This window comes from Herbaspirillum sp. meg3 (assembly GCF_002257565.1).
In the GTDB taxonomy this organism is placed as follows: Bacteria; Pseudomonadota; Gammaproteobacteria; order Burkholderiales; family Burkholderiaceae_D; genus Herbaspirillum.
Genome location: NZ_CP022736.1, coordinates 168,595 through 189,762, shown reverse-complemented (window position 1 = coordinate 189,762; position 21,168 = coordinate 168,595). Strand labels below are relative to the sequence as shown.

General features: G+C 58.7%; 19 protein-coding genes. 13 read left to right on the top strand and 6 right to left on the bottom strand.

Translation table 11 applies throughout. The features are described from left to right. Position 1: 1 nt before the first annotated feature. Entirely contained in the window at positions 2-652 is a 651-nt protein-coding gene (locus hmeg3_RS00875) for a 3-oxoacid CoA-transferase subunit B (protein WP_094562047.1), read from the bottom strand. A gap of 14 nt (positions 653-666) precedes the next feature. Further along, on the bottom strand, positions 667-1,362 hold the full coding sequence (locus hmeg3_RS00870) for a CoA transferase subunit A (protein ID WP_094562046.1): 696 nt from the start codon (positions 1,360-1,362) through the stop codon (positions 667-669). A 166-nt stretch (positions 1,363-1,528) separates the two neighbouring features. Between hmeg3_RS00870 and hmeg3_RS00865 the strand changes: the two genes are divergently transcribed. After that, positions 1,529-2,089 carry a helix-turn-helix transcriptional regulator gene (locus tag hmeg3_RS00865; protein ID WP_094562045.1) on the top strand — a complete coding sequence of 187 codons (561 nt, stop codon included), beginning with the start codon at positions 1,529-1,531 and terminating at the stop codon, positions 2,087-2,089. 8 nt (positions 2,090-2,097) lie between these two features. On the opposite strand, the gene hmeg3_RS00860 is transcribed toward hmeg3_RS00865, so the two are convergent. Next, positions 2,098-2,997, bottom strand: a complete 900-nt coding sequence (locus tag hmeg3_RS00860; RefSeq protein WP_094562044.1) for a LysR family transcriptional regulator — start codon at positions 2,995-2,997, stop codon at positions 2,098-2,100. Positions 2,998-3,133: 136 nt separating this feature from the next. On the opposite strand from hmeg3_RS00860, the gene hmeg3_RS00855 reads away from it, so the two are divergent. Together hmeg3_RS00855 and hmeg3_RS00850 are read left to right on the top strand one after the other, a co-directional pair. Then, entirely contained in the window at positions 3,134-4,039 is a 906-nt protein-coding gene (locus hmeg3_RS00855; protein ID WP_094566066.1) for an MBL fold metallo-hydrolase, read from the top strand. Between the two features lie 100 nt (positions 4,040-4,139). Beyond that, positions 4,140-4,805 (top strand): DsbA family protein, encoded by a 666-nt coding sequence (locus hmeg3_RS00850; RefSeq protein WP_094562043.1) that lies wholly within the window; start codon positions 4,140-4,142, stop codon positions 4,803-4,805. Positions 4,806-4,820: 15 nt separating this feature from the next. Here the strand turns inward: hmeg3_RS00850 and hmeg3_RS00845 are convergent, their stop codons facing one another. Further along, positions 4,821-5,477: an HAD family phosphatase gene (locus hmeg3_RS00845; protein WP_198361757.1), complete on the bottom strand. Its 657-nt coding sequence runs from the start codon at positions 5,475-5,477 to the stop codon at positions 4,821-4,823. Positions 5,478-5,518: 41 nt separating this feature from the next. Beyond that, positions 5,519-6,937: a PLP-dependent aminotransferase family protein gene (locus tag hmeg3_RS00840; RefSeq protein ID WP_094562041.1), complete on the bottom strand. Its 1,419-nt coding sequence runs from the start codon at positions 6,935-6,937 to the stop codon at positions 5,519-5,521. Between the two features lie 237 nt (positions 6,938-7,174). On the opposite strand from hmeg3_RS00840, the gene hmeg3_RS00835 reads away from it, so the two are divergent. The 10 genes from hmeg3_RS00835 (at position 7,175) to hmeg3_RS00790 (ending at position 19,135) form a co-directional block, all read left to right on the top strand. Beyond that, complete coding sequence (locus hmeg3_RS00835; RefSeq protein ID WP_094562040.1) at positions 7,175-8,497, top strand: aspartate aminotransferase family protein; 1,323 nt, start codon at positions 7,175-7,177, stop codon at positions 8,495-8,497. Positions 8,498-8,518: 21 nt separating this feature from the next. Further along, positions 8,519-10,012, top strand: coding sequence for a CoA-acylating methylmalonate-semialdehyde dehydrogenase (locus hmeg3_RS00830; protein ID WP_094562039.1), 1,494 nt, complete (start codon positions 8,519-8,521; stop codon positions 10,010-10,012). Positions 10,013-10,663: 651 nt separating this feature from the next. Further along, the gene (locus hmeg3_RS00825) at positions 10,664-11,857 is read left to right on the top strand and encodes an ABC transporter substrate-binding protein (protein ID WP_094566065.1); all 1,194 of its coding nucleotides are present in this window, start codon (positions 10,664-10,666) and stop codon (positions 11,855-11,857) included. A 104-nt stretch (positions 11,858-11,961) separates the two neighbouring features. Then, positions 11,962-12,822, top strand: a complete 861-nt coding sequence (locus hmeg3_RS00820; RefSeq protein ID WP_007881881.1) for a branched-chain amino acid ABC transporter permease — start codon at positions 11,962-11,964, stop codon at positions 12,820-12,822. 10 nt (positions 12,823-12,832) lie between these two features. After that, a complete protein-coding gene (locus hmeg3_RS00815) occupies positions 12,833-13,837 on the top strand; it encodes a branched-chain amino acid ABC transporter permease (protein ID WP_094562038.1) in 1,005 nt (334 codons plus the stop codon). Further along, positions 13,837-14,631, top strand: coding sequence for an ABC transporter ATP-binding protein (locus hmeg3_RS00810; protein WP_094562037.1), 795 nt, complete (start codon positions 13,837-13,839; stop codon positions 14,629-14,631). The genes hmeg3_RS00815 and hmeg3_RS00810 overlap by 1 nt, the downstream gene beginning before the upstream one ends. Further along, positions 14,628-15,332, top strand: coding sequence for an ABC transporter ATP-binding protein (locus tag hmeg3_RS00805; protein ID WP_050479327.1), 705 nt, complete (start codon positions 14,628-14,630; stop codon positions 15,330-15,332). Before hmeg3_RS00810 ends, hmeg3_RS00805 begins: the two co-directional genes overlap by 4 nt. 69 nt (positions 15,333-15,401) lie before the next feature. Then, positions 15,402-16,658 (top strand): Zn-dependent hydrolase, encoded by a 1,257-nt coding sequence (locus hmeg3_RS00800; protein WP_094562036.1) that lies wholly within the window; start codon positions 15,402-15,404, stop codon positions 16,656-16,658. Between the two features lie 36 nt (positions 16,659-16,694). Beyond that, positions 16,695-18,194 (top strand): M81 family metallopeptidase, encoded by a 1,500-nt coding sequence (locus hmeg3_RS00795; RefSeq protein ID WP_094562035.1) that lies wholly within the window; start codon positions 16,695-16,697, stop codon positions 18,192-18,194. A gap of 23 nt (positions 18,195-18,217) precedes the next feature. Further along, positions 18,218-19,135: a DMT family transporter gene (locus hmeg3_RS00790; protein ID WP_094562034.1), complete on the top strand. Its 918-nt coding sequence runs from the start codon at positions 18,218-18,220 to the stop codon at positions 19,133-19,135. On the opposite strand, the gene hmeg3_RS00785 is transcribed toward hmeg3_RS00790, so the two are convergent. Further along, a complete protein-coding gene (locus tag hmeg3_RS00785) occupies positions 19,136-21,145 on the bottom strand; it encodes a GGDEF domain-containing protein (protein ID WP_198361755.1) in 2,010 nt (669 codons plus the stop codon). Positions 21,146-21,168: the final 23 nt, after the last annotated feature.

The window sequence follows — 21,168 nt, the reverse complement described above, 5'->3', positions numbered from 1 at the left end:
ATCAGACTGCGCTGACGTCCAGCTCCGCCTCGGTATTGGCGATGACTTCTTCCTTGGTCACACCCGTCGCCAGCTCAATCAGCTTCAAACCAGTCGGCGTCACATCGATCACACCGAGATCGGTAATGATGCGATTGACCACACCCACACCGGTCAGCGGCAGATTGCATTGCTTCAGGATCTTTTGCGAGATGCTGCCGTCCTTGCCTTTGGCAACGTGCTCCATCAGCACCACCACGCGGCCGACGCCGGCCACCAGATCCATCGCGCCGCCCATGCCCTTGACCATCTTGCCCGGAATCATCCAGTTGGCCAGATCGCCCTGCTGCGACACCTGCATCGCGCCGAGGATAGCGATATTGATCTTGCCGCCGCGAATCATGCCGAAGGAATCCGCCGAGCTGAAGAACGACGAGCCTGGGATCGTCGTCACGGTTTGCTTGCCGGCGTTGATCAGGTCGGCGTCGACCTTGTCTTCGGTCGGGAAAGGGCCGATGCCAAGCAGACCGTTTTCCGATTGCAGCCAGACTTCAATGTTGCTGGGAACGTGATTCGCCACCAGGGTCGGCAAGCCGATGCCGAGGTTGACGTAAAAACCGTCTTGTAATTCCTTGGCTGCGCGCGCAGCCATTTCGTCTCTGGTCCATGCCATGTTCTAGTCTCCTCTTACTTCGACACAGTGCGTTGTTCGATGCGCTTTTCCGGCGTGGCGTTGACCACGATGCGGTGCACGAAGATACCGGCGGTATGGATCTGATCCGGGTCGAGCTGACCGACTTCGACCAGTTCTTCCACTTCGACGATGGTGATCTTGCCGGCCATGGCGACGTTGGGGTTGAAATTGCGTGCGGTCTTGTTGAAGACCAGGTTGCCGGCTTTGTCGGCCTTCTGTGCCTTGACCAGCGAGATGTCGGCCACCAGCGAGCGTTCCATGACGTAGTTGACGCCGTCGAAATCGCGGATTTCCTTGCCTTCGGCGACAAGCGTGCCGACACCGGTTTTGGTGAAGAAGGCCGGGATGCCGGCGCCCCCTGCACGCAGCTTTTCAGCCAGCGTGCCTTGCGGGGTGAATTCCAGTTCCAGTTCGCCAGCCAGGTATTGGCGTTCGAACTCTTTGTTTTCGCCAACGTAGGACGCGATCATCTTCTTGATCTGGCGTGTGGTCAGCAATTGGCCGAGGCCGAAACCGTCGACACCGGCGTTGTTGGAGATGGCGGTCAGATTCTGTACGCCGGAGTCGCGCAAGGCGGCGATCAGCGCTTCAGGAATGCCACACAGGCCGAAACCGCCGACGGCAATCGTCTGGCCGTCCTTGACGATGCCGGATAACGCGCTGGACGCGTCGGGATAGACTTTGTTCATACGGTCAGGTCTCCTTTCGATTCTTATAGTTTGAAAATGTCAGCTGGCATCATAGGTTGCTGCCATAGGCCCCTACAATACGGTAAAAATACCTAGAACCCTCGCCAGGCCTTATTATTGAGGATTCTCGACAGTATTTTTACGATACAGAAATTAGCAACGGACCATGAGCAACTCGCATCTCGTCGACTTCGAACAAGTATTCATGCATGCCCCGATCGGCATGTGCGTATCGCATAACCGCGTCATCCAGCAAAGCAATCTGGCGCTGGCGAAGATGTTCGGCTATGCACCGGGCGAATTGTCGGGACTCTCATTCATGGTGCTGTATCCGACGGCCGATGAGTTCGAACGCACCGGTGTGCGACTCGTGCCGATTCTCAACGAAAAAGGCTTCTATTCCGACGAGCGCATCATGAAGCGCGCCAACGACGAAATGTTCTGGTGCCACGTCACCGGTGCCTCGCTGGTGCAAGGTGATCCGCATGCGGCGGGGATCTGGACCTTCGAAGACGTCAGCGCCAAGCGGCCTCTGGCGCCCGGCCTGACGCCACGCGAGCGCGAGATTGCGGCGCTGCTGGTGGAAGGCAAAACGAGTAAATTGATCGCGCGCCAAGTCGAGCTCAGCCCGCGTACCGTGGAAATGCATCGTGCCCGCCTGATGCGCAAGTTCGGCGCGGCAACGTCGTCTGAACTCGTGCACAAGCTGCTCAGCATTACGCCATAACTACGGCGTTAACCTTCACCCCATTCCGGTTCGCCGGTAAATCGCTCGGCCAAAAAATCCAGCATGGTGCGCAAAGTCGCCGGCATGTGCTTGCGCGAGGCGTACACACCATAAATATCAAGTTCGGTCGGTTCGTGCTGCGGCAGTAGCGCCACCAATCTTCCAGACGCGACATACGGCGCAGCGGCATACGCGGGCAAATGTGCAATACCGGCGCCGGCCAGTGCGGCCGATAGCAACACCATCGCTTCGTTGGCGCTGATGTTGCCGCTGACTGCAACCGAACTCTGCTTGCCCTTGTGATCAAACTCCCACAGGCTCTTTCCGACGTAGGAATGCGTCAGGCAGTTGTGCAGGGCCAGATCGGCCACCTTTTTGGGCGTGCCGTGTTCGCGCAAATAATCCGGTGATGCGCAGATCGTTGACCGGCACACCGACAGTTTGCGCGCGATCAGACTGGGATCCAGGCGCGTCGTCATGCGGATCGCCAGATCGATGCGTTCTTCCACCAGATTGACGGTACGATCCAGCATCATGAGATCGACCGCCACACCTGGATAACGCTTGCAATAAGCCGTGACGGCGCGTGCCAGTTGCGGACCGAATGAAGTCGTCGTGGTGATGCGCAGCAAGCCCCTGGGCGCCTGCTGCGGCTGGCTGACGGCGTTCTGCAGGTCGCTCGCGGAGGACAGCATCTGCCGGCAACGCTCGAGAATTTCATTGCCGGCCGGCGTCAGGCTCAGACGCCGCGTGGTTCGATGCAGCAAACGCGCACCAACCCACTCCTCCAGCTCCGCCAGATAGCGCGAGATCACCGGACGCGACATGTCCAGTTGCAAGGCCGCCGCCGATTGGCTGCCACTGTCGACGACGCTCACAAACACCTGCATTGCGGTCAATCTGTCCATGTTGCGCTTTTCATCATTTATTTGCACGATTTTAGAAACAAACTATGTTTCATTATGCTGTTTTTCCAAAACAAATAAATCATTAATCTTCGTCTGTCGCACTTTTCCCTATGTAAACCGTTTTGGAGAGATGAACATGCATTTAAGCTTTCGCACAATTTCCCGGCCGCTGCTGGCGCTGACTGCCGCATTCGGCATCTTCGCCGGCACCGCCGCCGCCGCAACGACAGCATCCAACGACGCCCTCAAGCTGGACGTCTACAATCCCGGCGACAGCGCACTGTTCCCGGTCAGCTCGGTGCTGGTCACCGGCAAACAGGATGCAATTCTGGTCGACGCGCAATTCGGCCGCACGCAGGCGGAACAAGTCGTCGAGAAGATCCGCGCCAGCGGCAAGAAACTGGTTGCGGTGTATGTCAGCCACGGCGACCCCGACTACTACTTCGGCCTCGACACCATCAAGGCCGCTTATCCTGACGTGAAGATCCTGGCAACGCCGCAAACCGTAGCGCATATCAAGGAAACCGTCGCCCACAAGCTGGCCTTCTGGGGACCGAAGCTGGGCGCCGATGCGCCTAAGCAAACCATCGTGCCGGATGTCCTTGAGGGCAATACACTCACGCTGGAAGGCAAGAAGCTGCAAGTGATCGGTCTCGACGGACCGCAGCCTGAGCGCAGCTTCGTCTGGATTCCGTCGATCAAGGCAGTCGTCGGCGGGGTGGTTGTCGACGGCAATGAGCATGTCTGGATGGCCGATACCCAAGGCGCAAAATCGCACAAGGATTGGCTCGGCACACTCTCCCGCATCGAGAAGCTGAAACCCAAAACCGTCGTCCCCGGCCATTACGCCGCAGGCGCACCGATGACCATCGCCTCGGTGAAATACACCCGCGATTACATCAAGGCCTTCGACGAGGAAACCGCCAAAGCGGCCGACTCCACCGCACTGATCGCCGCCATGAAAGCGCGCTATCCCAACGCGACCAATCTTTCGGTGCTGGAACTGTGCGCCAAGGTCGCCAAAGGCGAGATGAAGTGGTAACACGTTTCAACGTTAGTTGACGCGGTCTTGTCTCAAATCGCCGGTGCACATGCGCCGGCGATTTGCGTCAGATCAAGGATCTGTCTTGAGGAAACACATCATGAGCACACACAACACCAGCAGCACTGATAGCACCACCACGCTGCATTACATCTACGATCCCCTGTGCGGCTGGTGCTACGGCGCCGCGCCACTGGCGGCGGCGGCGCGCGGCGTCATGCCGGTGATCGGCCACGGCGGCGGCATGATGACCGGCGCCAACCGCAAGCAAGTCAGCCCGTCCTTGCGCAATTACGTGATGCCGCATGACCATCGGATTGCAGAACTGACGGGCCAGAAATTCGGAGATGACTACTTCAACGGCCTGCTGCTGGACGAGACCGCCGTCTTCGATTCGGCGCCGCCGATCAGGGCGATTCTGGCGGTGGACGAAGTGGCCGGACGCGGCCTCGACATGCTCTCGCGTTTGCAGGTTGCGCATTACGTGGAAGGCCAACGTATTGCCGACGCAGATGTGTTGCGCGCGCTGGCGGAAGAACTGGGATTGGATGGCGACGTATTCGTACAGACATATGCACGCATCGGCGAGGAAGAATTACAGCGACACATCACCGCCAGCCGCCGCTTGCTGGCACAGGTCGGCGGTCATGGATTTCCGACTTTTGTGCTGGAACAGGACGGCCGTTTTGAGATGCTCGACGCCGGCCGTTGGCTGGGCGAACCCGACGCGTGGCGCGAACATCTCGCCACGTACACGCACCGTTAAGTCTGCCGGAAAAGATTAAACGGGTAGCCCCAGCTCACGCAGCTGTTTCACCGTCTCGGCGCAATCGACATGATGAATCGCATGCCAGCCGAGACGGCGTGCTGCTTCCACGTTTTTGGCGGAGTCATCAAGGAAGACCAGTTCCGACGGCTTCAGATTGCTCAGATGCTTGCCATAACGCGTCAGTGCTATCTGATAAATCACGTCGTCCGGCTTGATGCATTGCTCGGTACCCGACACGACGATGTCGCGAAAGATTTGCAGAAAATCGTAGTTCGCCAGTGCATACGGAAACGTCTCGGACGACCAGTTGGTGAGACCGAACAGCGGCACTTCCTTCTCATGCAAAGTGCGCAGCAATTCCACGCCGTCATGCAGCGGCCCGCGCAGCATTTCAGTCCAGCGATCGTAAAAGGCGCGAATCATCGGCTCGTGTTGCGGATGTTCCGCCACCAGCAATTCCGTGCCATCCTTGAGCGTGCGGCCGCCGTCCTGACGGATGTTCCAGTCGGGCGAACACACGTTGGTCAGAAAATGCTCGCGCTCCGCGGCATCAGGAATCAGTTGTTGATACAAGTGCAGCGGATTCCAGTCGAACAGCACGCCGCCGAAATCGAATACCACGGCGCGAATGCCCGCCGAACTTGCGTAGTCAGAGTTAAATTTTTGCATCAGGCGTCATCAAATGAGTGGTGAATGGAAAGATCTAGACATCACAATGTGCGGAAAAATTCATACAGCTCAGGCGCATCCGCGTACGCTACATTGAAACGGAACCACGGTTCGTCCGGCGGTGTGAGGTGGAAAAATTCTCCCGGCGCCAGCCAGATTCCCTTCTGCCGCGCGCGATCGGCGATCTCACGCGCGCTCAGTTCACAACCATCCAGTTTGGCCCACGAAAACATGCCGCCGCGCGGCGTCGTGAACGGTGTCAGGCCGGTCTCGCTGAGCCTGCCGTTGACGCGCGATTGCGCATTCAGCAAGGATGCCGCCAGATTCTCGACGTGGCGGCGATGATGGCCCTCGGTCAGCACGCTATGCACCAGGCGTTCGTTGATTTCGGAATTGGTCAGACTCAGTACCATCTTGGTATGCACCAGCTGGCGCGCCAGATCGCGCTGGCAGGCGATGAAGCCGAGCCGCAGCGACGGCGCGATGGTCTTGGAATAGCTGCCGACATAAATCACGCGCTGCAAGCCATCAAGCGCCGCCAGCATCGGATCGGTCGGCTGGCCCAGCTCGCGGAAAATATCATCTTCCACCACCCAGAATCCGTGCCTTTCCGCTGCCTGCAGCACGCGCATGGCGCAGGCTGGCGTATACGAAGTGCCGGTCGGGTTGTGCAACACGCTGGTAGTGAAAAAGAGCTTTGGCTTGTGCGTGCGCGCCAGCGTCTCCAGCATCTCGGTGTCGACACCGGTGGGCGTGCGCGGAATACCGATGACGTTGAGGTCGGCCATCTTCAGCATGGCGATCAGATTGCAATAACCGGGATCGTCGACCAGTACCGTGTCGCCACGCTTGACCATGGTGCGGATGATCAGATCCAGGCCCTGCGTCGCGCCGTGTGACGTCAGCACCTGATCGAGCGAAACCTCCAGCGACCAGTTCGCCATGAACTGGCAGATGATCTGGCGCAACGGCGCGTAGCCGTAGGGATGCCCGTAGCCGACCTGCTGCGCACCGGGCGAGCGGATGATGCGGCGTTCGGCCTGATGCAGGCCTTCATCGTCCAGCCATTTTCCCGGCAGCCAGCCGCAACCGGCCTTGATCGGTACGCGCTCGTCGGCAAACATTTCCGACAATAGCCAGGCAGAGTCGATGACCGGCTCCGGCGGCGTGAACGCCAGGCTGGGCGGAATGTTGGTGCCTTTGGGCGCGATGAAGAAACCCGCACCACGCCGCGCCACCAGCAGGCCGCGCGCCACCAGTTGCTCGTAAGCCTCGACAACGGTGGACGCGCCGATCGCGTGCGATTCTGCAAATTGCCTCACGGAGGGCAAGCGCTCGCCCGAGCGCAGGCTGCCCTGCTCGATCGATTGCGCCAATCCGCTCACCACCTGCTCGACCAGCCGAACTACGCCGTTTCGTTCCAGCGTCAGATAAACCGCCTCGCGCTGCACCTTTGCCATCTTGCCCTCGCTACACCGTGTCGCCGACGCGTGCCCCTTCGCTCGCTTGCCTTGCCGACAACTGTTATCAATACAGATTGTTGAATTAAACAATACAGTTTTCAAGTTAATTCCAAAGTGTATCTAACAATACCGGCCGCGTCTCGCAATAATCGTCTCATTGATCATTCCAACGATCGCCTATCCATTCCTGTTTCGTTAACTCTTGTTTCGTCAACCCTCCAAGGTGCGCCTGAAATGAACAAACCATTGTCTTCTTCCGATCTGTCCGCTTACTGGATGCCCTATACCGCCAACCGCAACTTCAAGGCCAGCCCGCGCATGCTGGTCTCGGCGGAAGGCATGTATTACCGCGACGACGCCGGCAACCCCATCCTCGACGGCACCGCCGGCCTGTGGTGCGTACCGCTGGGTCACGCCCAGCCGAAGATCGTCTCCGCCGTGCAAAAGGCCGTGGCGACACTCGATTACGCCCCCTCCTTCCAGCTCGGCCATCCCATGGCATTTGAACTGGCTGAACGCCTGAAGCAATACACCGGCAACCGTTTTTCACAAGTGTTCTACACAGGTTCCGGCTCGGAAGCGGTCGACACCGCCCTGAAAATTGCCCTGGCGTATCACCGCACCCGTGGCGACGCGACCCGTACCCGCCTGATCGGCCGTGAGCGCGGCTACCATGGCGTCGGTTTCGGCGGCATGTCGGTCGGCGGCATCGGCGGCAATCGCAAGACCTTCAACTCGGCGCTGCTGCAAGGCGTGGATCACCTGCCGCACACGCACAACCTGGAAAAGAATGCCTTCACCAAGGGCGAGCCGGAATACGGCACGCACCTGGCCGATGAGCTGGAGCGTCTGGTCACACTGCACGATGCATCCAACATCGCCGCCGTCATCGTCGAGCCGGTCGCCGGCTCCACCGGCGTGCTGATTCCTCCCAAGGGTTACCTCAAGCGTCTGCGCGAGCTGTGCACCAAACACGGCATCTTGCTGATTTTCGATGAAGTCATCACCGGCTTCGGCCGCCTCGGCACGCCGTTCGCTTCCGACTACTTCGATGTCGAACCGGATCTGTTCACGACCGCCAAGGGCCTGACCAACGGCGTGGTGCCGATGGGCGCGGTGTTCGTCAAACCGCATGTGCATGACGCTTTCATGCACGGCCCAGACGGCATCGAACTGTTCCACGGCTACACCTATTCCGGCCACCCGCTGGCCTGCGCCGCCGGTCTGGCCTCGCTCGACATCTTCGAGCAGGACGGCATCCTCGAACACGCTCAGAGCGTCTCCGACTATTTCCAGGAAGCGGCGCATTCGCTGCGTGGACTGCCGAACGTGATCGACATCCGCACCATCGGCATGATCGCCGGCATCGAACTGGCATCGATTCCCGGCAAGCCGGGTGCACGCGCCTACGACGCCTTCCGCCGCGCCTTCAACGACGGCATCCTGATCCGCGTGACCGGCGACATCATCGCCTTGTCACCACCGCTGGTCATCGAGAAGAAACACATCGACGAACTGTTCGGCAAGCTTGCTGCGATTTTGAAAACATTAGATTAAGAACCAAGGAAACAAATCAGCATGGAAAAAATTACTCACTTCATCGGCGGCCGCCGCGTCGACACCACCAGCGACCGCTACGCCGATGTGTTCAACCCGGCATTGGGCGTGCCCGTGGCGCGCGTTGCGCTAGGTACGGCGGAAGAAGTCGACAGCGCAGTCGCCAGTGCCGCTGCGGCGTTCCCGGCCTGGTCCAACACGCCGCCACTGACACGTGCGCGCGTGCTGTTCAAGTTTTTGCAACTGATCCAGCAACACGCAGACGACTTCGCCGCCATCCTCACCCGCGAACACGGAAAAACTTTTTCCGATGCGCAAGGCGAAGTGGCGCGCGGCATTGAAGTGGTCGAATACGCCGTCGGCATTCCGCAAATGCTCAAGGGCGAATACACCGACCAGATCGCACGTGGCATCGACGCCTGGTCGATGCGCCAGCCGCTGGGCGTGGTGGCCGGCATCACGCCGTTCAACTTCCCGGCGATGGTGCCGATGTGGATGTTCCCGATCGCGCTGGCTTGCGGCAACTGCTTCATTCTCAAACCATCCGAACGCGATCCGTCGGCGTCGCTGCTGATCGCTGAATTGCTGCAGCAAGCCGGTTTGCCGGACGGCGTCTTCAGCGTGATTCAGGGCGACAAAGTCACTGTCGATGCGCTGCTTGATCATCCGAAAGTCAAAGCCATCAGCTTCGTCGGCTCGACGCCAATTGCCGAATACATTTATGCACGCGGCAGCGCCAAGGGCAAGCGCGTGCAGGCATTGGGCGGCGCCAAGAATCACATGGTGGTCATGCCCGACGCCGACATGCAAGTTGCGGTCGATGCGCTGATCGGCGCGGCCTACGGTTCTGCGGGTGAACGCTGCATGGCGATCTCGGTCGCCGTTGCAGTCGGCGACGCGGGCGACAAGCTGGTCGCAGCATTGGCCGAACGCACACGCAATCTGAAGATCAACGACGGCATGGAAAAAGATGCTGAAATGGGCCCGGTCGTCACCGCTGCGGCGAAAGCACGTATCGAAGGTCTGATCGGCAAGGGTGTCGAAGAGGGTGCAAAGCTGGTGGTTGACGGCCGCGGTTTCAAAGTGCCTGGTCGTGAAAACGGCTTCTTTGTCGGCGGCACCTTGTTCGATCACGTCACGCCTGAGATGACCATCTACAAGGAAGAAATTTTTGGACCGGTGCTGTGCGTATTGCGCGCTCCCGATGTCGCCACCGCCGTCGAGTTGATCAACAACCACGAATACGGCAACGGCGTCGCCATCTTCACCCGCGACGGCGGCGCAGCGCGCGAGTTCGTGCGCCAGATCGAAGTCGGCATGGTCGGTGTCAACGTACCACTGCCGGTGCCGATGGCGTTCAGCAGTTTCGGCGGATGGAAGCGCAGCCTGTTCGGCGATCATCATGTCTACGGCCCGGAAGGCGTGCGTTTTTACACGCGCGCAAAAGCTGTGATGCAACGTTGGCCGAACACCGCCAGCGCCGGCGCCGAGTTCGCATTCCCGCAGATGAAGTAAGTCTGAGTTCATTTGAAAATGCGATGAAAACAGCAGTTGGTCAGTAGAGCAAAACGGCATGAGCGAACCTCATGCCGTCGCTGTTTTCACTATTGATTTCCACATTGAATTTGGCGACGTGAAGTATTGGTGCAGCAGAGGGAATTGATGGTGCAAAGTGATGTTAAAAACGCACCGACATTGACGAAATTGGAGAATTAAATTCATCAAAAGAAAAATCAACGCAGCAGCTAATTCACGTAGCATGCAGTAACGCGAAAAAACCAAGAGCAGGCATGCTAAAAGACATGCACATGCCAGCATTCGCAGCAGTAAAAAATTAAAAACGAAGTACAAAAACAAACAGAGACATTAAATCAGGAGGAGCAACATGATCCATCGTCATCATGGTTTGCAGCGCTCGCACATACGCATGCGCGCAAGGTCGAAAAACCTTCATCACCACACTGTTTTTACTCAGGTAAACGCAGTGCATTTCCACGTGTTCCGGCAGTAAATTTTCTATCGCTCCGATGCTTGATTTTGCGTCGTCACGGGCATAGAACTTGCGTCATACAATCTCGGATCAATAGCTTTTCAGCTGATCGATTTTTGCTCGATGTTGCTTACCAATACTTTCAATGCGCAGTCATTTTTGGAGATGTGAATATGATGAATCGTCGTGATTTTCTCAAGCTGTCCGCACTCGCCGCACCCGGTGCGCTGTCCTACACCGATGTGTTTGCACAAGCCGATGCAATCCAGTTTGGTTGCCCGGTGCCGATGTCCGGTCCGTTCGCCGCCAATGGCAAATACGCCGACATGGGCATGAAGCTGGCGCTGCAAAAATACGGCAAGGTGCTCGGCAAGAACCTGAGCTACACCACGCTGGACACGGAAGGAAAACCGGCGACTGCCGTGCGCAAGATGCAAGAGACGATGGAGAAAGGCACGCGCTTTTTCGCAGGCGGCATTCTCTCCGGCGAAGCGCTGGCAATGGGCAAGGAAGCAGAAAAAGGCGGCAGCATTTTCATCACCACCGCAGGCGCTGATGAAATCACCGGCAGCGATTGCAACCGCGCCACGTTCCGCTGGTCGGTGCCGACCTTCGGTGCGATCGAGCAAACCGTGCGTCCGCTGCTGGAAAAAATGCCCAATGCAAAACGCTGGTACACCATCACGCCGCAATATGTTTTCGGCGATGGCCTGCTGAATGCGGCAAAGGCGATCTTCAAGGAAAAAGGCATCGAGCACGTCGGCAACAGCTATCACTCGCTCGCCGAAAAAGAATTCAGCGGCTACCTCACCAATGCCATGGCCGCCAAGCCGGACGTCCTGTTATTGTTGAATTTCGGTTCGCAATCGTCGGATACGCTGCGCCAGGCGGTCAGCTTCGGCATGAAGAACAACTGCACCATCCTGATGGCCTGGGCCTCGGGTCTGGAACAGTTCGAAACACTGGGCGCGGACATCTGCGACGGCGTCTACTTCGGCGCGCAATACTGGCACGCCATCGATTCGCCATTCAACAAAGAGTTCGTGCAACTGGTCAACAGCAACCTGAAGATCGATCCGAACTACAGCCTGGCCGGTTCCTACATCTGTACCAAGATCATGCTCGACGCCATCATCAAGGCCAACAGCACCGATCCAAAAGCGGTCATCGCGGCGATGGAAGGCATGAAGTACGAAGGCCTGACCGGCACCGAGGAAATCCGCAAGGGCGATCATCAGGTCATCAAGAACTACTACCTGCTCAAGGGCAAGGCAAAGTCGAAGATGCGCAACAAGAACGACTATGCGGACATCATCTCGTCCGGCAAGTCGTTCCTCGCGCTCGACAAGACCATGTGTAAATTGGGTTAAACCTGTTGGCGTAGTTTGTTTCTGCACGGCGCGGTACAGACATTCTGTACCGCGCCAACTCTGCCCATTACTGCAAGCTGCTTGCACAAGCGTTTCGAGGTTTCATGAATATCTATCTGCTGCAAATTGCCAACGGCGTCGGCATCGGCATGCTGTATTTCCTGCTGGCGGTGGGCTTGTCCATCGTGTTCGGCCTGCTGCGTTTCGTTAATTTTTCGCATGGCGCATTTTTCCTGCTGGGTGCGTATTTCTGCTTCCAGCTCGGTGAAATGGGCGTCAATTTCTGGTGGTCATTGCTGATCGCTCCGATTGTGGTCGGCGTGTTCGCATTTCTGGTTGAGCGCTTTGTATTGCGCCACATTTATGCGCTGCCGCATCATTTCCATATTCTGTTCACCGTCGGTCTTGCGCTGGTATTGCAAGAGGCTGTGATCTCTTACTGGGGCCCGCTGGGCAACAATATTTCGCCGCCGGATCTGCTTCAAGGCGTGGTCATGGCCGGTGGTTTTGTGTACCCCAAATACCGTCTTTTCGTGATCGCTTTCACCGCGGTGATGGCGCTGCTGCTGTGGTGGATTCTTGAAGGCACGCGCCTCGGTTCCATCGTGCGCGCCGGTAGCGAATCAACAGAAATGGTGTCGCTGCTGGGCTTGAATATCGACCGTATTTTCAGCCTGGTGTTTGCGCTCGGCGCGTTCACTGCGGGTCTGGCGGGTGCACTGGCGGCGCCGATTCGCGGCGTCGAACCGTTCATGGGCGTGGAGGCATTGGGCATCGCATTCGTGGTCGTGGTGATCGGTGGTCTGGGCAGTTTTTCCGGCGCATTGGTGGGTGGCATCCTGGTCGGCATCGTGCAAAGCGTGATGAGTACGGTGTGGTCGGAAGGCGCGCATCTGATGATTTATGTGGCGATGGCAGCCGTCATGCTGCTGCGCCCCAACGGCCTGCTCGGCCGCGCCAGCTGAGGAGATTGCCATGAAACATATCGCTCATTTCCGCTTTACGCTGCTGGCTATTGCCGTGGTCTTGCTGCTGCCGCTGTGCGTCGGTTCGGGCACGCTGGCAACCGAAGTATTGATCTATGCGCTGGCCGCACTCGGCTGCAATCTGCTGCTCGGCTATACCGGTCTGATGTCGTTCGGCCAGGGGATTTTCTTCGGCATCGGCAGTTATGCCACCGGCCTGGCTTTGCTGCATCTGAAAGCGCCGTTGCTGATTTCCCTGCTGATCGCCGCCGTCATCGGCGGGCTGATTGCGCTGCTGGTCGGATGGTTTTCGATTCGCCAGAAGGGCACTTACTTCGTCATGCTGACACTGGCGTTTGCGCAGATGTTCTACTTCCTCGCCTACACGATGAAGGACGTCACCGGCGGTGATAACGGCTTGCTCGACATTCCGCGCCCCAACCTGTCGGTGTTCGGTCATACGCTGTTGCCGACCACCTCGTCGTGGCAGTACTACAGCTTTGTGGCAATCCTGTTCGTGGTGGTGTTCTGGCTGTTGCAACGCGTGGTGGATTCGGTGCTGGGCCGCACCTTGCTGGCGGTACGCGACAACGAAGCGCGTGCTTCCGCAGTGGGCTACGACGTGACCTTGCTGAAGCTGGCGGCTTTCGTCATCTCGGGCGCGGTAACCGGACTTGCGGGCGGCTTGCACGCGATGATGACAGGCGTCGCACCGTTGTCGAATATTGAATACCACACCAGCGAATCGATCCTGATCATGACCGTGATCGGCGGTACCGGCAACCTGTTTGCCTCGGTGCTGGGCGCGTCCTTTTACGTCCTGGTCGGCAACTGGCTGTCGACATTGTGGCCGCGCTGGCTGATGCTGCTCGGCTTCCTGCTGATCGGTGTGAGCCTGTACATGCACAAGGGCTTGTACGGTCTTGCGCAATCGCTGCTGCAACGCCTGCAAGGAAAAGAAAAAGCAGGTTCCAAGATGACCCCGGGTACCGACATCGCCAAGGAGACCCATTGATGAGTACGCCTATCCTCAAGGCGGTGAATGTGACCAAGCGCTACGGCAAGTTCACCGCCGTCAACAACATCACGCTGGATATTCTGCCGGGCACAGTACATTCCGTCATCGGCCCTAATGGCGCCGGCAAGACCACGCTGTTCCACACGCTGACCGGCACCACGCCGATCACCGAGGGCAGCATTTTGGTCGAAGGTGAAGAAGTCTCGCACCTGCCCGGTTACAAGCGCGTGCGCAAGGGTCTTGCGCGTTCGTTCCAGGTAACCAGCCTGTTTCCCAACCTGAGCGTGCGTGAAAACCTGCGACTGGCCGCACAAGGCACGCGTCCGGCGCAAGCGCTCAATCCATGGAAACGGCCAGAACTACTGCGCCAGGCCTGCGATATCGCCGAGCAGCTGGTGGCGCGTCTGAATCTGCAAAGCGTCGCGGATCGTCTCTCTTCCGAACTCTCGCACGGCCAGCAACGCCGTCTGGAAGTCGGCATGGCGATGGCGGGTCAACCGAAAGTGATCTTCCTCGATGAGCCGACTTCAGGCATGGGCATCGACGACATCGCCGACATGAAGAAACTGATCCACAGCCTGCGCGACAACTACACCGTGGTGCTGATCGAGCACAACATGGACATCGTGATGGATATCTCCGACAGCATCACCGTGATGCAGCAAGGGCAGATTCTGGCGCAGGGCAAACCCAACGACATCCGCAACGATGAACGCGTACGCCGCGCTTATCTCGGCAGCATGATTACCGGTGGCAAGAAAGCGGAGAAAGAAGCAGGAGAAGCATCATGATCCTTAACGTACAAGACATTCATAGTTACTACGGCAAGAGCCACATCTTGCAAGGCGTATCGCTGCAAGTTGCCGCCGGCGAAGTGATCACGCTGCTGGGCCGCAACGGCGCCGGCAAGAGCACGACGTTGAAGAGCATTGTCGGCGTGGTCGAGCCACGCCAGGGCAAGGTCATGTTCGAAGGCAATAACGTCGCCGGCCTTCCCGCTTACAAGATTGCCTCACGCGGCGTCTGTCTGGTGCCGGAACATCGCGGCATCTTCAAGCTGCTGACAGTAGAAGAAAACCTGACCATGGCCGCACGCAAGGATTCGGCGTGGGGCCTGGAAGATGTGTATAAAATTTTTCCGCGTCTGAAAGAACGGCGCAAGAATGGCGGCGGTCAGCTGTCGGGCGGCGAGCAGCAGATGCTGGCGATTGCACGCGCGTTGATGACGCATCCCAAAGTGCTGATGCTGGACGAGCCGGTCGAAGGACTGGCGCCGGTGATCGTTGATGAAATCGTCGCGCAGATCAAACTGATCAAGGCGACCGGCATGTCGATCATTCTGGTCGAGCAAAATCTGGAGGTCTGCACGCAGTTGGCGGATCGGCATTACATTGTGGAGCAGGGACGCATCGCCTATACCGCGACCAATGCAGAATTCCTTGCCGACGACAGCGCGAAGGATCGCTATCTTGGCGTGAATCTTGCTGCTTAATCTTGCTACCTATTCCGGCGACAGACCAATCGCGGATAACGCACACAAACGAATTTGACGGAGTCATTCATGGACATGAAAACCAGCATCACCAATTTACGTATCGACGGCAAACGCCTGTGGAACTCGCTGATGGATCTCGGCGCGATCGGCGCGACGCCGAAGGGCGGCGTCTGCCGTCTGGCGCTGACCGATCTCGACAAGCAAGGCCGCGATCTCGTCAGCAGCTGGGCGAAACAGGAAGGCATGACCGTCGTCGTCGACCAGATCGGCAACATCTTCATGCGCCGCGCCGGTCGCAACAATGCGTTGCCGCCGGTGGTCACCGGATCGCACATCGACACCCAACCAACCGGCGGTAAATTCGATGGCAACTACGGTGTGCTGGCCGGCATGGAAGTCATCCGCACGCTGAACCAGCACAACATCCAGACCGAAGCGCCGATCGAAGTCGCGGTGTGGACCAATGAAGAAGGTTCGCGCTTCGTGCCGGTGATGATGGGTTCGGGCGTGTTCTGCGGCGCGTTCACGCTGGAGCATGCCTATAGCGCGACCGACGTCGACGGCAAGAACGTAAAAGACGAATTGACACGCATCGGCTACATCGGCGAACAGAAGTGCGGCGATCATCCTATCGGCGCATATTACGAAGCACACATCGAGCAAGGCCCGGTATTGGAAAATGCCGACACCGTCATCGGCGTAGTGCCGGCGGTACTCGGTTTGTCGTGGTACGACTGCACAGTCACCGGTTTTGAGTCGCATGCCGGTCCGACGCCGATGGAAATCCGCAAGGACGCGCTGCAAGTCTCCACTTACATCATGCAGGAAGTCGTGGCCATTGCGAATCGCTATCCGCCATACGGCCGCGGCACAGTCGGTCAGGTGCAGGTGATGCCGAACAGCCGCAACGTGATTCCGGGACAAGTGAAATTCTCCATCGACCTGCGCAACGTCAGCGATGAGACGCTCAATCAGATGCATGAAGACTTGCTGGCCTATCTGGAACAAACCCGCCAGAAGACCGGCCTGAAGATCGAACTGGAGCGCGTGTCTTATTTCCCGCCCTGCCCTTTCCATCCTGACTGCGTCGGTGAAGTGCGCAATGCGTCGGCAATGCTCGGTTACGCGACCATGGATGTGGTCTCGGGCGCCGGTCACGATGCGATTTACGCAGCGCGCCTGGCACCGGCCGGAATGATTTTCGTGCCGTGCAAGGACGGTGTCAGCCATAACGAAATCGAAGATGCCAAACCGGAACATCTGGAAGCCGGCGCGAACGTTCTGCTGCACGCCATGCTGGCCAGCGCAAAAGTCGTCGCCTGATTGAAGAAGATACTGAAGAACACGCCAGGAATAGTCATGCCGTTGAAAATTGTCATCGCCCGTCTGAACCACGAGACCAATACCTTCTCGCCTATCCCGACGCCGCTGGAAGCCTTCGCGCCGCAATGGGACAGCGCCGCTTATCAGGATCAGAAAGGCGCGCGCACTGCGATGGGCGCTTTCCTCGATATCGCTGACGGCATGTCGGCGTCCATCGTCACGCCGCTGGCCGCTACGGCCAATCCAAGCGCAACCGTGGCCGCCGATGCTTATACGCTGATGACCGATGCCATCGTGCGCGCGATCGAAGGCGGCTGCGACGCCATCATGCTGGATCTGCACGGCGCCATGGTGGCGGAGAACGCGGACGACGGCGAAGGTACGCTGCTCGAACGCATCCGCAAGATCGCGCCGCATGTGCCGATGTGCGTGGCGCTCGACCTGCATGGCAACGTCACGCAAAAGATGGTCGACAATGCCGACGTCATCGTCAGCTTCAAGACTTATCCGCATATCGACATGTATGAAACGGGCGAGCATGCCGGCCGCCTGCTGGTGGAGTTGCTGCAGGAAAAATCGCGTCCGGTCACCGGCTGGCGACAAGTGCCGCTGCTGTCGGCGACGCTGACCAGCAATACCTCGGCATCGGCTATGCAGCGCGCAGTGGAACAAGCCAAACTCGCCGAAAAACAAACCGGCGTGCTGGCGGTGTCGGTACTGGCGGGATTTCCTTTATCCGACTTCCGCGATGCGGGCATGTCGGTGGTGGTGGTGACCGACAACGATGCAGCCCTCGCGCAGACCGTCGCCGATACGATCGCGAAACAGATCTGGGCTGAGCGTGATGATTTCGTCTACGATAGTCAACCGTTGCGCCAGTCGCTGGCACATGCGCGCGACATGGCGGCAGGTTCGGGTAAAGGCCCGGTGCTGTTGCTGGATCACAGCGACAACGTCATGTCCGGCGGCACCTGCAACACGATGGACGTGCTGGAAGCGGCGTTGGCCGAGGGCATGAGCGGCATCGCCGCCGGCCCGATCAGCGATCCGGAAGCAGTCGAACAATTGTTGAAAGCGGGTGTGGGCGGTACGGTCACGCTGGCGGTCGGCAACAAGGTAGCGCTGACGCAACAGGGCATCACCAAGACGCCGCTGCAACTGACGGGCAAAGTGCTGGCGATCACCGATGGCGTGTTTCGCGTGTCGGGCCCGATTTATACCGGCTCGACCATCAACATGGGCAACAGCGTCCTATTCGATACCGGCGCAGCAAAAATCGTCATCACCGAAGAACCCGTCGAACCGTATGACCTGGGCGTGTTTACCAGCCTCGGCCTGGATCCGGCAACGATGGATTACGTGATCCTGAAGTCGCGCATGTATTGCCGTCCCGTGTTCGTGCCGATCAGCAAGGGGCTGGAAGAATGCGATTCCGACAGCGGCGGGCCGACCAGTTCCAACTTTGATCTGTTCCCGATTCGCAAAGTACGCCGTCCGGTGTATCCGCTCGACGCATCGACACCAGCGCCGGTCTGACGGTCAGACCAACCGAGCGGAGAATGTCACAAACAAGCACCCAGAGCCGCAAGGACACCCGCAGAGCCAAGCTATTGCTGCTTGTCCTCGGCGTGGTCTGGGGGCTGAACTGGCCTGCCGTCAAAGTATCCCTGAGCGGCGTGTCACCGTGGACGCTGCGTACCATCGGGCTCGGTGCGGCAGCGTGCACGCTGTTCGTGCTGGCGCTGGTGCGCGGACGTGCGCTGCATATCGGCTCGCGTGATCGCGTGCACATCGTGATGACCGGCCTGCTCAATATCGCACTGTTCAACATCCTGCTGACTTTTGCACAGCTCGGTGCGGCGACCTCACGCGTGGCGATCATCACTTACTCGATGCCGCTGTGGGCAACGCTGTTCGCACGCGTTGCACTGGGCGAGAAGCTGGATCGCGTGCGTGGCATGGGACTGGCACTCGGCGCAGGCGGTCTGACGGTATTGATTTCTCCGTTGATTGGCGGCGGCTTGCCGCATGGGATTGTCTATGCGCTGGCAGCCGCGCTGACCTGGGCGGCAGGCACGGTCTACATGAAATGGGCCAGGATCAACGCCGAACCGCTGGCGATTGCAGCGTGGCAATTGCTGATCGGTGCGCTCGTGGCATTGACCGGCTTGCTGTCTTTCGAAGGCTGGCCGCATCCGGGGGCGTTGCATCTGCCGGTGATCTGCGCGCTGGCGTATCACATCTTTTTCGGCATGGCTGCGGGCTACATCCTGTGGTTCGAAATCATCGCCAAGCTGCCCGCCGGCATCGCTGCGCTCGGTACGCTGCTGGTGCCTGTGGTCGGTGTTAGTGGCGCAGTGATGTTGCTGGGTGAACGGCCGAGCACGCCGGACATGCTGGGCTTCGTGCTGATTTTCGGCGCTGCGATTTGTGTGCTGCTGCCGGCCGGTTCGCTGCGCTTGCTACGCCGGACCTGATTACTGCAACGCCTGCAGTGAATTGACGTAGGCGGTTTCCAGCACGTGATGCGGGACGTAAAGCAGATCCGTAATCGTCTCCGCCGCCAGTGCGCGCGAGAAGAAAAATCCCTGACCGAAATCGCAGCCGAGGTTACGCAGATGGTCGACCTGCATCTCCGTTTCCGTTCCTTCCGCCACCACTTCGATACCCAGATTGCGCGCCAGCGTCATGATGGTTTCGACGATTTGCAGGCGTTCCCTGTCTTCTTTCATGCCCATGACGAAAGAGCGGTCGATCTTCAATACATCCAACGGAAAGCGATGCAGATAGCTCAATGACGAATAGCCGGTTCCAAAGTCATCGACGCTGAAACGCACGCCCAGGGCGCGCAGCTGCGACAGGATCTTGATCGTACGTTCGACGTCGCCCATGGTAACGCTCTCGGTGATCTCTAGGCGCAGCGTATTGGGATCGATGCCGGTCTCTGTGATGATCTGCTGAATCTGATCGACCAGATTGGGCTGTACGAACTGGCGTGGCGAGATGTTGACGCTGATCGTCAGCGGCTTGACGCGCGGAAATTGCTGATGCCAGGCGTGCATCTGACGGCAGGCTTCACGCAGCACCCACATACCGATATGCAGAATCAGGCCGGTGTCTTCGGCGACATCGATGAAGTCGCCCGGATAGACCAGCTCGTCCGCGCCGCGCCGCCAGCGCACCAGTGCTTCGACGCCGACGATGGTGCCGGCCTGCAGTTCGATGATCGGTTGGTAATGCAGCACAAACTCGTTGTTCTTCAGCGCGTGCCGCAGCGCCGTCTCAATCGTCAGACGGCTGACCGCGCCTTTGCGCATGCTGCGGTCGAATACTTCATAGCGGCTCTTGCCGACAGCCTTGGCGCGGTACAGCGCCAGATCGGCGTCACGTAATACTTCATCGGCCAAGGTATGGCCAACATCGCTGAAGACGATACCAATGCTGGCACTGGCATAAATCTCCTGATCGCGGATCAGGAAGGGTAGCGCCAGCGCGAGTTGGATACGCTCGGCAATCCGCTCGGCTTCACCGACATCGGGGATGTCGCGCAGGAGGACGGTAAATTCGTCACCGCCCATGCGCGCCAGCGTGTACTTCGCATTGACGGTGGCAGTCTCGGCACCGGTCATGCCTGCGACGACATCGGGGCGAACAGCATTTTTCAGACGCGCCGCGACCTGAATGATCATGCGATCGCCGGCCAGATGACCGAGGCTGTCGTTGACGATCTTGAAGCGGTCAAGGTCGATGAACAGTACGGCAAAACCGGCGTTGTCGTCTTCCCACTGGCGTTGAAGCGCCAGGTCGAGCTGCTGCAAAAAGAGTGTGCGGTTGGGCAGGCCGGTCAAGGCATCATGCGAGGCGTCATGAACCAGCCTCAACGCGTTCTGACGGCGCTCAGCCACACGGCCGATACGGCTGCCGATCTGGCGCATCAGACTCATCAGCCGCAGCAAATTGTCGTCCAGCGAGAGCACGCGATCCGAGAAAAACTCCAGCACGGCAACGACTTCGCCGCCACTCAGCACAGGGAAAGCGACACCGGCCTTGATACCGGCAGCACGGGCGACATCGGCGCGCGGCGCTTCGCGATCAACGCCGATATTGACGGTCCAGACCGGCGCAGCTTCCTTGAAGGCGCGTCCCGGCAAATCCTTTTGAACCTGAAATTGCGGATCACTGGTCTTGCACTTGAAAGCGCTGAATTCGGGACGTGTCACACCGAACCAGATATCGGCCGACACCAGGGCAGCCTGGCTGCCGGTTTTGCGCACGTGGTAGCAATGTCCCAGTGGCCACCCGGTATAGCGGCAGATTTCATCGACGGCAAACTGAAGAATCGCCTCGACCGAGTCGGCCTGATTGGCGGCGACCGCGACGGCTTCCAGCAGCTGCAATTGACGCAGACGGGTTTCCTGGCGGGCGTCGGATTGCATGCGTGCATCGCGCTCGCGAACCAGGGACTGCGTGAGTTTTTCTATTTCCACGGCATGCGCGGCCGTGTCCGGTT

Coding starts and splice junctions, on each gene's coding strand:
- hmeg3_RS00875 (WP_094562047.1), bottom strand. CDS start 652: ATGGCATGGACCAGAGACGAAATGGCTGCGCGCGCAGCCAAGGAATTA.
- hmeg3_RS00870 (WP_094562046.1), bottom strand. CDS start 1,362: ATGAACAAAGTCTATCCCGACGCGTCCAGCGCGTTATCCGGCATCGTC.
- hmeg3_RS00865 (WP_094562045.1), top strand. CDS start 1,529: ATGAGCAACTCGCATCTCGTCGACTTCGAACAAGTATTCATGCATGCC.
- hmeg3_RS00860 (WP_094562044.1), bottom strand. CDS start 2,997: ATGGACAGATTGACCGCAATGCAGGTGTTTGTGAGCGTCGTCGACAGT.
- hmeg3_RS00855 (WP_094566066.1), top strand. CDS start 3,134: ATGCATTTAAGCTTTCGCACAATTTCCCGGCCGCTGCTGGCGCTGACT.
- hmeg3_RS00850 (WP_094562043.1), top strand. CDS start 4,140: ATGAGCACACACAACACCAGCAGCACTGATAGCACCACCACGCTGCAT.
- hmeg3_RS00845 (WP_198361757.1), bottom strand. CDS start 5,477: ATGCAAAAATTTAACTCTGACTACGCAAGTTCGGCGGGCATTCGCGCC.
- hmeg3_RS00840 (WP_094562041.1), bottom strand. CDS start 6,937: ATGGCAAAGGTGCAGCGCGAGGCGGTTTATCTGACGCTGGAACGAAAC.
- hmeg3_RS00835 (WP_094562040.1), top strand. CDS start 7,175: ATGAACAAACCATTGTCTTCTTCCGATCTGTCCGCTTACTGGATGCCC.
- hmeg3_RS00830 (WP_094562039.1), top strand. CDS start 8,519: ATGGAAAAAATTACTCACTTCATCGGCGGCCGCCGCGTCGACACCACC.
- hmeg3_RS00825 (WP_094566065.1), top strand. CDS start 10,664: ATGAATCGTCGTGATTTTCTCAAGCTGTCCGCACTCGCCGCACCCGGT.
- hmeg3_RS00820 (WP_007881881.1), top strand. CDS start 11,962: ATGAATATCTATCTGCTGCAAATTGCCAACGGCGTCGGCATCGGCATG.
- hmeg3_RS00815 (WP_094562038.1), top strand. CDS start 12,833: ATGAAACATATCGCTCATTTCCGCTTTACGCTGCTGGCTATTGCCGTG.
- hmeg3_RS00810 (WP_094562037.1), top strand. CDS start 13,837: ATGAGTACGCCTATCCTCAAGGCGGTGAATGTGACCAAGCGCTACGGC.
- hmeg3_RS00805 (WP_050479327.1), top strand. CDS start 14,628: ATGATCCTTAACGTACAAGACATTCATAGTTACTACGGCAAGAGCCAC.
- hmeg3_RS00800 (WP_094562036.1), top strand. CDS start 15,402: ATGGACATGAAAACCAGCATCACCAATTTACGTATCGACGGCAAACGC.
- hmeg3_RS00795 (WP_094562035.1), top strand. CDS start 16,695: ATGCCGTTGAAAATTGTCATCGCCCGTCTGAACCACGAGACCAATACC.
- hmeg3_RS00790 (WP_094562034.1), top strand. CDS start 18,218: ATGTCACAAACAAGCACCCAGAGCCGCAAGGACACCCGCAGAGCCAAG.